Origin of the sequence: Streptomyces sp. YPW6 (assembly GCF_018866325.1) — a bacterium.
Taxonomy (GTDB): Bacteria; Actinomycetota; Actinomycetes; order Streptomycetales; family Streptomycetaceae; genus Streptomyces.
Map to the genome: position 1 here is coordinate 2886080 of NZ_CP076457.1, position 13076 is coordinate 2899155.

8 protein-coding genes are annotated in these 13076 nt (G+C 66.5%); 1 reads left to right on the plus strand and 7 read right to left on the minus strand.

All coding sequences use genetic code 11. The features are described 5' to 3' along the window. Positions 1 to 10 precede the first annotated feature (10 nt). From fusA to rpsL, 3 genes are read right to left on the minus strand one after another with little or no spacing between them, the layout of a single operon-like run. Positions 11 to 2140 (minus strand): elongation factor G, encoded by a 2130-nt coding sequence (gene fusA / locus KME66_RS12510; RefSeq protein WP_073220173.1) that lies wholly within the window; start codon positions 2138 to 2140, stop codon positions 11 to 13. A 38-nt stretch (positions 2141 to 2178) separates the two neighbouring features. Continuing rightward, entirely contained in the window at positions 2179 to 2649 is a 471-nt protein-coding gene (gene rpsG / locus KME66_RS12515; RefSeq protein ID WP_003966970.1) for a 30S ribosomal protein S7, read from the minus strand. Positions 2650 to 2651: 2 nt separating this feature from the next. Further along, positions 2652 to 3023: a 30S ribosomal protein S12 gene (gene rpsL, locus KME66_RS12520; protein WP_003948652.1), complete on the minus strand. Its 372-nt coding sequence runs from the start codon at positions 3021 to 3023 to the stop codon at positions 2652 to 2654. Positions 3024 to 3467: 444 nt separating this feature from the next. Here rpsL and KME66_RS12525 point away from each other — a divergent pair, with 444 nt between their 5' ends. Then, positions 3468 to 3740 (plus strand): hypothetical protein, encoded by a 273-nt coding sequence (locus tag KME66_RS12525; RefSeq protein WP_216321905.1) that lies wholly within the window; start codon positions 3468 to 3470, stop codon positions 3738 to 3740. A gap of 99 nt (positions 3741 to 3839) precedes the next feature. Here KME66_RS12525 and KME66_RS12530 read toward each other — a convergent pair whose 3' ends face one another. The 4 genes from KME66_RS12530 to rplJ form a co-directional block, all read right to left on the minus strand. Further along, positions 3840 to 7739 carry a DNA-directed RNA polymerase subunit beta' gene (locus tag KME66_RS12530; protein ID WP_073220168.1) on the minus strand — a complete coding sequence of 1300 codons (3900 nt, stop codon included), beginning with the start codon at positions 7737 to 7739 and terminating at the stop codon, positions 3840 to 3842. A gap of 98 nt (positions 7740 to 7837) precedes the next feature. After that, on the minus strand, positions 7838 to 11323 hold the full coding sequence (gene rpoB / locus KME66_RS12535; protein ID WP_073220166.1) for a DNA-directed RNA polymerase subunit beta: 3486 nt from the start codon (positions 11321 to 11323) through the stop codon (positions 7838 to 7840). Between the two features lie 618 nt (positions 11324 to 11941). Then, positions 11942 to 12325, minus strand: a complete 384-nt coding sequence (rplL, locus tag KME66_RS12540) for a 50S ribosomal protein L7/L12 (protein WP_006126876.1) — start codon at positions 12323 to 12325, stop codon at positions 11942 to 11944. An 84-nt stretch (positions 12326 to 12409) separates the two neighbouring features. Beyond that, positions 12410 to 12967, minus strand: a complete 558-nt coding sequence (gene rplJ, locus KME66_RS12545; protein WP_073220162.1) for a 50S ribosomal protein L10 — start codon at positions 12965 to 12967, stop codon at positions 12410 to 12412. Positions 12968 to 13076: the final 109 nt, after the last annotated feature.

Consider the following 13076-nt stretch of genomic DNA (forward strand, 5'->3'; position numbering starts at 1 on the left):
CTCGGGAGAGTTACTCGCCCTTGGCCTTCGCGATGATCTCCTCGGCGACGTTCCGCGGAACCTCGGCGTAGGAGTCGAACTGCATCGAGTAGCTTGCGCGACCCGAGGTCTTGCTGCGGAGGTCTCCGACGTAGCCGAACATCTCCGAGAGGGGCACGAGGCCCTTCACGACGCGAGCGCCGCTGCGCTCCTCCATGGCCTGGATCTGGCCACGGCGGGAGTTGAGGTCGCCGATGACATCGCCCATGTAGTCCTCGGGCGTGGTGACCTCGACGGCCATCATCGGCTCCAGGAGCACGGGAGAGGCCTTGCGGGCACCCTCCTTGAACGCCTGCGAACCGGCGATCTTGAAGGCGAGCTCCGAGGAGTCGACCTCGTGGTAACCACCGTCGATGAGGGTGACGCGGACGCCGACCATCTCGTAACCGGCCAGGATGCCGAACTGCATGGCTTCCTGGGCGCCCGCGTCCACCGAGGGGATGTACTCACGGGGGATGCGGCCACCGGTGACCTTGTTGACGAACTCGTACGACGCGTCGCCGCCCTCGATGGGCTCGATGGCGATCTGCACCTTCGCGAACTGGCCGGTACCACCAGTCTGCTTCTTGTGCGTGAAGTCGATGCGCTCGACGGCCTTGCGGATCGTCTCGCGGTACGCGACCTGGGGCTTGCCGACGTTCGCCTCGACGCGGAACTCGCGCTTCATGCGGTCGACGAGCACCTCGAGGTGAAGCTCGCCCATACCACCGATGATGGTCTGGCCGGTCTCCTCGTCGGAGTGCACCTGGAAGGAGGGGTCCTCCTCCGAGAGACGCTGGATGGCGACACCCAGCTTCTCCTGGTCACCCTTGGACTTGGGCTCGATGGCGACCTGGATGACCGGCGCCGGGAAGTCCATGGACTCCAGGATGACCGGGTTCTTGTCGTCACACAGCGTCTCACCGGTGGTGGTCTGCTTCAGGCCCATGACGGCGATGATGTCGCCCGCGCCCACCGACTGGATCTCCTCACGCTTGTTCGCGTGCATACGGTAGATCTTGCCGATGCGCTCCTTCTTGCCCTTGACGGAGTTCAGCACCGCGGTGCCGGCCTCCAGGCGACCGGAGTAGATCCGGACGAAGGTGAGCTTGCCGAGGTGCGGGTCGCTCGCGATCTTGAACGCCAGGCCGGAGAACGGCTCGTCGTCCGACGGCTTGCGCTTGATGACCGTCTCCGGGTCCTTGACGTCGTGGCCCTCGATGGCCTCGACGTCCAGGGGGGAGGGAAGGTAGCGCACGACCGCGTCGAGCAGGGGCTGGACGCCCTTGTTCTTGAACGCGGTGCCGCAGAACACGGGGGTGACGGTGACGGAGTCGGCGCCACCCTTCGACGCCAGGGTGATGCGGCGGATCGCCGTGTGCAGCTGCTCCTGGCTGGGCTCGTTGCCCTCCAGGTACAGCTCCATCATCTCCTCGTCGTTCTCGGCCACGGCCTCGAGGAGCTTGCCGCGCCATTCCTCGGCGGCCTCCTTGAGGTCGTCCGGGATGTCGACGACGTTGTACATCTCGCCCTTGGCGGCCTCTTCGGGGTACACGAAGGCCTTCATCGACACGAGGTCGACAACGCCCGTGAAGTCCGATTCGGCGCCGATGGGGAGCTGCATGACGATCGGGGTCGCGCCGAGGCGGTCCACGATCATGTCGACGCAGCGGAAGAAGTCCGCACCGGTGCGGTCGAGCTTGTTGACGAAGCAGATACGCGGCACGCCGTAGCGGTCCGCCTGACGCCAGACGGTCTCGGACTGCGGCTCGACGCCCGCGACACCGTCGAACACGGTGACGGCGCCGTCGAGGACGCGGAGCGAACGCTCCACCTCGACGGTGAAGTCGACGTGACCCGGGGTGTCGATGATGTTGATGGTGTGGTCAACATTGTTGAGCGGCCAGTGGCAGGTCGTCGCGGCGGACGTGATCGTGATGCCGCGCTCCTGCTCCTGCTCCATCCAGTCCATCGTGGCAGCGCCGTCGTGGACTTCACCGATCTTGTAGCTCACACCGGTGTAGAAGAGGATCCGCTCAGTGGTGGTCGTCTTGCCCGCGTCGATGTGGGCCATGATCCCAATGTTGCGGACCTTGGCCAGGTCAAGCGAAGTGGTGGCCATAAGGCTCAGTCTTCTCTCGGTCTCGATGGGGGGAGCGACTACCAGCGGTAGTGCGCGAAGGCCTTGTTGGACTCGGCCATCTTGTGGGTGTCCTCACGCTTCTTGACCGAAGCGCCGAGGCCGTTGGAGGCGTCGAGCAGTTCGTTCATGAGGCGCTCGGTCATGGTCTTCTCGCGGCGGGCGCGGGAGTAACCGACGAGCCAGCGCAGAGCGAGGGTGGAGGCGCGACCGGGCTTGACCTCGATCGGCACCTGGTAGGTGGCGCCACCGACACGGCGGGACTTGACCTCGAGCGAGGGCTTGACGTTCTCAAGCGCGCGCTTCAGCGTGATGACCGGGTCGTTGCCGGTCTTCTCGCGGAGGCCTTCCATGGCGCCGTACACGATCCGCTCGGCGGTGGAACGCTTGCCGTCGAGGAGGATCTTGTTGATCAGCGAGGTGACAAGAGGAGAGCTGTAGACCGGGTCGATGATGACCGGGCGCTTCGGGGCGGGGCCCTTACGAGGCATTCTTACTTCTCCTTCTTGGCGCCGTAGCGGCTGCGGGCCTGCTTGCGGTTCTTGACACCCTGGGTGTCGAGCGAACCGCGGATGATCTTGTAACGAACACCCGGCAGGTCCTTCACACGGCCACCACGCACGAGCACGATGGAGTGCTCCTGCAGGTTGTGTCCCTCACCCGGGATGTAGGCCGTGACCTCGATGCCGGAGGTCAGACGCACACGCGCGACCTTACGGAGGGCCGAGTTCGGCTTCTTCGGGGTGGTCGTGAACACACGCGTGCAGACACCGCGACGCTGGGGCGAACCCTCGAGCGCGGGCGTCTTGTTCTTTTCGACCTTGTCCTGCCGGCCCTTCCGGACCAGCTGCTGGATCGTAGGCACTACTTCTCCGGTTTCTGTGTGCCGTTCGTGAAACTAACCTGGAACATCCCCGACCCACGCGGTCGGGTGTGTCGAATACTGCGGACTCCCGCCCTGGGGCAGAAGGAGCGCAGATTGCGGCGGCCACTGACGGACTCGCGGTGCGGCTGAGGACACGCGCGCGAGCCCAGGCACACCCCAGGCACAAGGCTTGAGCGTACCTACCTCACGGACCTGGGTCAAAACAAATGCTGTCCACCCCCGCGCTCACGGCCCCCGGACCACCGGCGACGGGCCGGAACGCCTGGCCGCCGGCGGGCCGTGCGGTTGCCGGATCCCGGCAACCGGGCGGCGCGAACACAGCACATTCGCCCCCTGACCGCGCTGCCCCACTCTGCCGGACAATGCGGTCAGCCGACCAGACCGACCGGTCCCCGCGACCGGCCCGGCCCCAGGAGGTCCCACGTGACAGCCGACCACCGCCGCCCCGTATCCCCGGCACCGAGCGCACTCGACACCGACGTCAGCCTGGCCGTCATCGAATACGGTGAAGCCGCTTCCGCCTACGCCCCGGCCATGAGCACCCCCGGCCTGCCGCAGTCCGTCGTCGACGACTACGCGATCGTCGTGGACGTCCTGGCCCTCGCCCGCCGGGTCCCGCTGCCCGAGGTGCCCCCTCTGCTGGCCGTGGGCACCCGGGCCCTCCTCCGGGTCCACCACGCCCTGCTGGGCCGATAGCGAACGCCCCGGAGCCCGCGGGCGGCACAACGCCGGAGGGCGGTCACCCCGATACGTACGGGGTGACCGCCCTCCGGCGTTCAAGCGGCAACCGCTCGCTTACTGGTTGTACGGACCGTAGTCGTAGTCCTCCAGCGGAACGGCCTGGCCGGAGCCCGTGCCGAACGGCGAGTAGTCGATGTCGTCGTAGCCGACGGCCGAGTACATCGCGGCCTTGGCCTCCTCGGTCGGCTCGACCCGGATGTTGCGGTAGCGGGACAGGCCCGTACCGGCCGGGATGAGCTTACCGATGATGACGTTCTCCTTGAGGCCGATCAGGGAGTCCGACTTGGCGTTGATCGCCGCGTCGGTGAGGACCCTGGTCGTCTCCTGGAAGGACGCCGCCGACAGCCACGACTCGGTGGCGAGCGAGGCCTTGGTGATACCCATCAGCTGCGGACGGCCGGAGGCGGGGTGACCGCCCTCGGTGACCACACGACGGTTCTCGGTCTCGAACTTCGACCGCTCGACCAGCTCGCCCGGAAGCAGCTCCGCGTCGCCGGACTCGATGATCGTCACGCGGCGCAGCATCTGCCGGATGATGATCTCGATGTGCTTGTCGTGGATCGACACGCCCTGCGAGTTGTAGACCTTCTGGACTTCGCCGACCAGGTGGACCTGGACCGCACGCTGGCCGAGGATGCGCAGCACGTCGTGCGGGTTGGTCGCACCGACGGTGAGCTTCTGGCCCACCTCGACCGCGTCGCCCTCGCCCACCAGGAGACGGGCACGCTTCGAGATCGGGAATGCCGTCTCGTCGCTGCCGTCGTCCGGGGTGACGACGAGCTTCTTGGTCTTCTCGGTCTCCTCGATCCGCACCCGGCCCTTGGCCTCGGAGATCGGGGCGACACCCTTCGGCGTACGGGCCTCGAAGAGCTCGACGACACGGGGCAGACCCTGGGTGATGTCGTCACCGGCCACACCACCGGTGTGGAAGGTACGCATCGTCAGCTGGGTACCGGGCTCACCGATGGACTGGGCGGCGATGATGCCGACCGCCTCACCGATGTCGACCAGCTTGCCGGTGGCGAGCGAGCGTCCGTAGCAGAAGGCACAGGTGCCGACCGCGGACTCACAGGTCAGGACCGAGCGGGTCTTGACCTCCTCGACGCCGGCGCCCACCAGGGCGTCGATCAGGACGTCACCGAGGTCGACGTTGGCAGGCGCGATGACCTTGCCGTCCACCACGACGTCCTCGGCGAGCATGCGGGCGTAGACCGAGGTCTCGACGTCGTCCGTCTTGCGGAGCACGCCGTCGGCGCCCTTGACCGCGATCTTCAGCTTCAGGCCGCGGTCGGTGCCGCAGTCCTCCTCGCGGATGATCACGTCCTGCGAGACGTCCACCAGACGACGGGTCAGGTAACCCGAGTCGGCGGTACGCAGGGCGGTGTCCGCCAGACCCTTACGGGCACCGTGCGTGGAGATGAAGTACTCCAGAACGGTGAGGCCCTCGCGGAAGGACGCCTTGATGGGACGCGGGATCGTCTCGTTCTTGGCGTTCGACACCAGACCACGCATACCCGCGATCTGACGCATCTGCATCATGTTTCCTCGGGCACCCGAGTCGACCATCATGAAGATGGGGTTCGTCTTCGGGAAGTTCGCGTTCATCGCCTCGGCGACCTCGTTGGTCGCCTTGGTCCAGATCGCGATGAGCTCCTGCGTGCGCTCGTCCTTGGTGATCAGACCGCGCTCGTACTGCTTCTGGACCTTCTCGTCCTGCTCCTCGTAGCCCTTGACGATGGCCTTCTTGGCCTCGGGCACGACGACGTCGGAGATGGCCACGGTGACGCCCGAACGGGTCGCCCAGTGGAAGCCCGCCGCCTTCAGGTTGTCGAGCGTCGCCGCCACGATCACCTTGGGGTAGCGCTCGGCCAGGTCGTTGACGATCTCGGAGAGCTGCTTCTTGCCCACCGAGTAGTCGACGAACGGGTAGTCCTCGGGCAGCAGCTCGTTGAAGAGCGCGCGGCCCAGGGTCGTCCGCAGCCGGAAGGTGTCACCGGGCTGGTACTCCGGCTCGCCCTCCTCGGCGACCGGCGGCACCCAGCCGCGCGGCGGCATGGTACCGACCGGGAAGCGGATGTCGATCTTCGCCTGGAGCGAGAGCTCGCGGGCGTCGAAGGCCATGGTGGCCTCGGCCGTGGAACCGAAGGCGCGGTCCGCGCCCTTGACGTCGCGGCCGTCGTCGTCCGTGGTGAGGAAGAAGAGACCGAGCACCATGTCCTGGGTCGGCATGGTGACGGGACGCCCGTCGGCCGGCTTCAGGATGTTGTTCGAGGACAGCATCAGGATGCGGGCCTCGGCCTGCGCCTCCGCGGAGAGCGGCAGGTGGACGGCCATCTGGTCACCGTCGAAGTCCGCGTTGAACGCGGTGCAGACGAGCGGGTGGATCTGGATGGCCTTGCCCTCGACCAGCTGCGGCTCGAAGGCCTGGATGCCCAGGCGGTGCAGGGTGGGCGCACGGTTCAGCAGCACCGGGTGCTCGGCGATGACCTCTTCGAGGACGTCGTACACGACGGTGCGGCCGCGCTCGACCATGCGCTTGGCCGACTTGATGTTCTGCGCGTGGTTCAGGTCCACCAGGCGCTTCATCACGAACGGCTTGAACAGCTCCAGCGCCATCGCCTTCGGCAGACCGCACTGGTGCAGCTTGAGCTGCGGACCGACGACGATCACGGAACGCGCGGAGTAGTCCACGCGCTTGCCGAGGAGGTTCTGACGGAAACGGCCCTGCTTGCCCTTGAGCATGTCGCTCAGGGACTTCAGCGGACGGTTGCCGGGACCGGTGACCGGACGGCCGCGACGGCCGTTGTCGAACAGCGCGTCCACGGCCTCCTGGAGCATGCGCTTCTCGTTGTTCACGATGATCTCGGGCGCGCCGAGGTCGAGAAGCCGCTTCAGGCGGTTGTTGCGGTTGATCACGCGGCGGTACAGGTCGTTCAGGTCGGAGGTCGCGAAGCGGCCACCGTCCAGCTGCACCATCGGACGCAGGTCCGGCGGGATGACCGGCACGCAGTCGAGCACCATGCCCTTGGGCTTGTTGCTGGTCTGCAGGAACGCGGAGACGACCTTGAGGCGCTTGAGCGCACGGGTCTTCTTCTGGCCCTTGCCGGTGCGGATGATCTCGCGGAGGCGCTCGGCCTCCTCGTCGAGGTCGAAGGACTCCAGGCGCTTCTGCAGCGCGGCGGCGCCCATGCAGCCGTCGAAGTACGTGCCGAAGCGGTCACGCAGCTCGCGGTAGAGCAGCTCGTCGCCCTCCAGGTCCTGGACCTTGAGGTTCTTGAAGCGGCTCCACACCTCGTCGAGGCGGTCGATCTCGCGCTGCGCACGGTCGCGCAGCTGCTTCATCTCACGCTCGGCGCCTTCGCGCACCTTGCGGCGCACGTCGGCCTTGGCGCCCTCGGCCTCCAGCTCGGCCAGGTCGGTCTCGAGCTTCTTGGCGCGGGCCTCCAGGTCGGCGTCGCGACGGTTCTCGGTCTGCTGACGCTCGACGGAGACGTGGGCCTCCAGGGACGGCAGGTCGCGGGTGCGGCGCTCCTCGTCCACGAACGTGATCATGTACGCGGCGAAGTAGATGACCTTCTCGAGGTCCTTCGGCGCGAGGTCCAGCAGGTATCCGAGGCGCGAGGGAACGCCCTTGAAGTACCAGATGTGGGTGACGGGAGCGGCAAGCTCGATGTGGCCCATCCGCTCACGGCGCACCTTGGCGCGCGTGACCTCGACGCCACAGCGCTCGCAGATGATGCCCTTGAAGCGGACACGCTTGTACTTGCCGCAGTAGCACTCCCAGTCCCGGGTCGGACCGAAGATCTTCTCGCAGAAGAGTCCGTCCTTTTCGGGCTTGAGCGTGCGGTAGTTGATGGTCTCCGGCTTCTTGACTTCGCCGTGCGACCAGGTCCGGATGTCGTCCGCGGTGGCAAGGCCGATCCGCAGCTCGTCGAAGAAGTTGACGTCGAGCACTTGTCGTCAATCCCTCTTTCGGGGTCTCGTCTCAATCAATGGTCTGAACGGGTCCGGGGAGGGCCGGCCGCCTCGGGGTGAGGCGGCCGGCCGGCCCGTCAGACCTCTTCGACGCTGCTCGGCTCGCGCCGGGACAGGTCGATACCGAGTTCCTCCGCCGCGCGGAAGACGTCCTCGTCCGTGTCACGCATCTCGATGGACATGCCGTCCGAGGACAGCACCTCCACGTTGAGGCAGAGCGACTGCATTTCCTTGATGAGCACCTTGAAGGACTCGGGAATGCCGGGCTCGGGGATGTTCTCGCCCTTGACGATGGCCTCGTAGACCTTCACGCGGCCGGTCACGTCGTCGGACTTGATCGTCAGGAGCTCCTGGAGGGCGTACGCGGCGCCGTAAGCCTCAAGGGCCCACACCTCCATCTCACCGAAGCGCTGACCACCGAACTGCGCCTTACCACCCAGCGGCTGCTGCGTGATCATGGAGTACGGGCCGGTCGAACGCGCGTGGAGCTTGTCGTCGACCAGGTGGTGCAGCTTGAGGATGTACATGAACCCGACCGAGACCGGGTCCGGGAACGGCTCGCCGGAGCGGCCGTCGAACAGCTGGGCCTTGCCGGAGGGCTGGACCAGGCGGTCGCCGTCGCGGTTGGGGATCGTGGCCTCGAAGAGACCGGAGATCTCGTCCTCGCGGGCGCCGTCGAAGACGGGCGTGGCGACGTTGGTGCCGGGGGCGACCTGGTCGGCGCCGATGGCCTGCAGGCGCTGGGCCCACTCGTCACCGAGGCCGGAGACGTCCCAGCCGCGGCTGGCGAGCCAGCCGAGGTGGATCTCCAGGACCTGTCCCGGGTTCATTCGGGACGGGACACCCAGCGGGTTGAGGATGATGTCGACCGGGGTGCCGTCCTCCAGGAACGGCATGTCCTCGATCGGCAGGATCTTGGAGATGACGCCCTTGTTGCCGTGACGGCCGGCGAGCTTGTCACCGTCGGTGATCTTGCGCTTCTGCGCGACGTAGACGCGGACCAGCTGGTTCACGCCCGGCGGCAGCTCGTCGCCCTCTTCGCGGTCGAAGACGCGGACGCCGATGACCTTGCCGATCTCACCGTGCGGCACCTTCAGCGAGGTGTCGCGGACCTCGCGCGCCTTCTCACCGAAGATCGCGCGGAGCAGGCGCTCCTCGGGGGTCAGCTCGGTCTCGCCCTTGGGCGTGACCTTGCCGACGAGGATGTCGCCGGCGACGACCTCGGCACCGATCCGGATGATGCCGCGCTCGTCGAGGTCGGCGAGGACCTCCTCGGAGACGTTCGGGATGTCCCGGGTGATCTCCTCCGGGCCGAGCTTGGTGTCACGGGCGTCGACCTCGTGCTCCTCGATGTGGATCGAGGAGAGGACGTCGTCCTGCACGAGGCGCTGCGACAGGATGATCGCGTCCTCGTAGTTGTGACCCTCCCACGGCATGAACGCCACGAGCAGGTTCTTGCCGAGGGCCATCTCACCGTTCTCGGTGGCCGGTCCGTCGGCGAGCACCTGGTCGGTGACGATCCGGTCGCCCTCGGAGACGACGACCTTCTGGTTGACCGAGGTGCCCTGGTTGGAGCGCATGAACTTGGCGATGCGGTACGTGGTGTACGTGCCGTCGTCGTTCGTGACGGTGATGTAGTCCGCGGAGACCTCCTGGACCACACCGTCCTTCTCGGCCTTGAGGACGTCACCGGCGTCGGTGGCGCAGCGGTACTCCATGCCGGTGCCGACCAGCGGGGCCTCCGACTTAATCAGCGGCACCGCCTGACGCATCATGTTCGCGCCCATGAGGGCACGGTTGGCGTCGTCGTGCTCCAGGAAGGGGATCATCGCGGTGGCGACGGACACCATCTGGCGCGGCGAGACGTCCATGTAGTCGACCTCGGACGCGGGGACGTAGTCGACCTCTCCCCCGCGGCGGCGGACCAGGACGCGCGGCTCGGTGAAGCGCAGCTCGTCGTTGAGGGTCGCGTTCGCCTGGGCGATGACGAAGCGGTCCTCCTCGTCGGCGGTGATGTAGTCGACGTCGTCGGTGACCTGGCCGTCGACGACCTTGCGGTACGGCGTCTCGATGAAGCCGAACGCGTTGACGCGGCCGTACGAGGCGAGCGAACCGATCAGACCGATGTTCGGGCCTTCGGGGGTCTCGATCGGGCACATGCGTCCGTAGTGGGACGGGTGCACGTCGCGGACCTCGAAGCCGGCCCGCTCACGGGACAGACCACCCGGGCCAAGAGCCGACAGACGGCGCTTGTGGGTGAGACCCGACAGCGGGTTGTTCTGGTCCATGAACTGCGACAGCTGGCTGGTGCCGAAGAACTCCTTGATGGAGGCGACGACCGGCCGGATGTTGATCAGGGTCTGCGGCGTGATCGCCTCGACGTCCTGGGTGGTCATGCGCTCGCGCACGACGCGCTCCATCCGCGCCAGGCCCGTGCGGACCTGGTTCTGGATGAGCTCGCCGACGTTGCGCAGACGACGGTTGCCGAAGTGGTCGATGTCGTCGGTCTCGACGACGATCTCCCGGCCGGACTCACCCATCGTCTCGGTCTCGCCGGCGTGCAGCTTGACCAGGTACTTGATGGTCGCGATGACGTCGTCGGTGGTGAGCACCCCGGCGTCCAGCGGCTCATCGGCGCCGAGCTTCTTGTTCACCTTGTAGCGGCCGACCTTCGCGAGGTCGTAGCGCTTCGGGTTGAAGTAGAGGTTCTCGAGCAGCGTCTGAGCGGCCTCGCGGGTGGGCGGCTCGCCCGGACGCAGCTTGCGGTAGATGTCGAGCAGCGCGTCGTCCTGGCCCTGGGTGTGGTCCTTCTCCAGGGTGGCGCGCATGGACTCGTACTCGCCGAACTCCTCCAGGATCTGCTCGGTGGTCCAGCCGAGAGCCTTCAGGAGGACGGTGACGGACTGCTTGCGCTTGCGGTCGATGCGGACACCGACCATGTCGCGCTTGTCGATCTCCATCTCCAGCCAGGCGCCCCGGGAGGGGATGATCTTGGCGGAGAAGATGTCCTTGTCGGACGTCTTGTCGATGGAGGAGTCGAAGTAGACACCCGGCGAGCGGACCAGCTGCGACACGACGACACGCTCGGTGCCGTTGATGACGAAGGTGCCCTTGTTGGTCATGAGCGGGAAGTCGCCCATGAAGACCGTCTGGGACTTGATCTCGCCGGTCTCGTTGTTGGTGAACTCGGCCGTGACGAAGAGCGGCGCGGCGAACGTGAAGTCGCGCTCCTTGCACTCGTCGATCGAGTTCTTCGGGGGCTCGAAACGGTGGTCGCGGAACGTAAGCGACATCGACCCGGAGAAGTCCTCGATCGGAGAGATCTCCTCGAAGATCTCCTCGAGGCCGGACTTGGTGGGGACGTCTTGTCCACTGTCCAGAGCAGCCTCGACGCGAGCCTTCCAGGCGGCGTTGCCGAGGAGCCAGTCAAAGCTCTCGGTCTGCAGCGCGAGGAGGTTCGGAACCTCGAGGGGCTCCTTGATCTTTGCAAAAGAGATGCGCAGCGGGGCGGTGCTGGCACCGTTGTTCGTATTCGCGGTCGAGGCGTTGCGCGAGGCGGCCAAGAGGGGGTCCTTCCGAGGGCTCGGACTCACTACGCGCGTACCGGTCCCACTCTGGTCACATAGACAGGCCGCTCCCGAATCGGTCAAAACGACCAGGTCGGAGGGGGTCGGTCATCGGTGCTTCAGCGTGGGCATGCCCCTGGTGACGGGCAGGAGGCAGCTAACAGGCAGCGCAAAGGGTCAGTGTAGCCAAGCGGCACACTGATGTCCAGTCGGGGTTCTCAGAGACCCACGTTGCTCTCAACAGTTGTTCTCAACGCCTATGTCTTGCCCTCGCGCGGGGTGCGCGCTTCCTTACTTCCCGCTTCACTCTCGATCCATGCCTCGGATACGGATCGAAGTGATGACGCGTCCTGAGAATTGCGCGCCGCGTCCGGTTCGTCAAGGCCCGCCGGTCCGATCGGACCCGCCAGGAGCCTTCACCGGCCACCCCCGGGAACCCCGCAGGACCCCCGTGAGAGGTCCGCAGGAGGCGCACGGCGAAGATCACCCTACTCGTCGTCGGCGGAAGAGCAAGACACCCGCCCCGGGCACGCCGAAGGGCGACCACCCGAATGGGTGATCGCCCTTGGTGCGGGCACCTGACGTGCCCGGGGAGTCCGGAGGACTCCCGAGGTGTTACTTGACCTCGACGGAAGCGCCGGCGGCCTTGAGGGACTCGGCAGCCTTCTCGGCGGCCTCCTTCGCGACCTTCTCGAGGACCGGCTTCGGGGTGCCGTCGACGAGGTCCTTGGCCTCCTTCAGACCCAGCGAGGTCAGCTCACGCACGACCTTGATGACCTGGATCTTCTTCTCGCCGGCGCCGGTGAGGATGACGTCGAACTCGTCCTGCTCGACAGCGGCCTCGGCCGGGGCGCCGCCCTGGGCCGGACCGGCGACGGCGACGGCCGCGGCGGCGGTGACGTCGAACTTCTCCTCGAAGGCCTTCACGAACTCGGAGAGCTCGATGAGGGTCATCTCTTCGAACTGCGCGAGCAGGTCATCCTGGGACAGCTTCGCCATGACAGGCGTCCTTCCACTATTCGGCAGGTGCCGGATGTATATGTCGGCGGGCGTACGTGGAGCCCGCTGGACCGCTGAGCGTGATTACTCGGCGGCCTCGGCGGGAGCCGGAGTACCGGCACCGCCCTGCTCTTCCTTCTTGGCGCGAAGAGCTTCCGCGGTGCGGACGAACTTGGAGGGCAGGGCCTGGAAGACCTGCGCCGCCTGCGTCTGCTTGCCCTTGAAAGCACCGGCCAGCTTGGAGAGCAGAACCTCGCGGGACTCGAGGTCCGCGAGCTTCTTGAACTCATCGGCGGACAGCGCCTTACCGTCAAGGACACCGCCCTTGATGATGAGGTTGGGGTTGTCCTTGGCGAAGTCACGAAGACCCTTCGCCGACTCCACCGGGTCACCGGTGACGAAGGCAACCGCCGTCGGACCCGAGAACAGGTCGTCCAGCGCGTCGATCCCGGCCTCGTTGGCCGCAATCTTGGTCAGCGTGTTCTTCACCACGGCGTACTGGGCGTTCTCACCGAGCGAACGGCGCAGCTCCTTGAGCTGTGCCACGGTGAGACCCCGGTACTCGGTCAGCACGGCGGCGTTCGAGCTGCGGAACTGGTCCGTCAGCTCGGCTACCGCGGCAGCCTTGTCGGGCCTTGCCATGAGCGTCGGCCTCCTTCCGGGTGATGAGGACCGCTCAGAAGGGGCCGGGAAAGACGAAACGCCCCAGCACAAGTGCCAGGGCGCAGCTCGACCGAACAGAAGTCCGGGA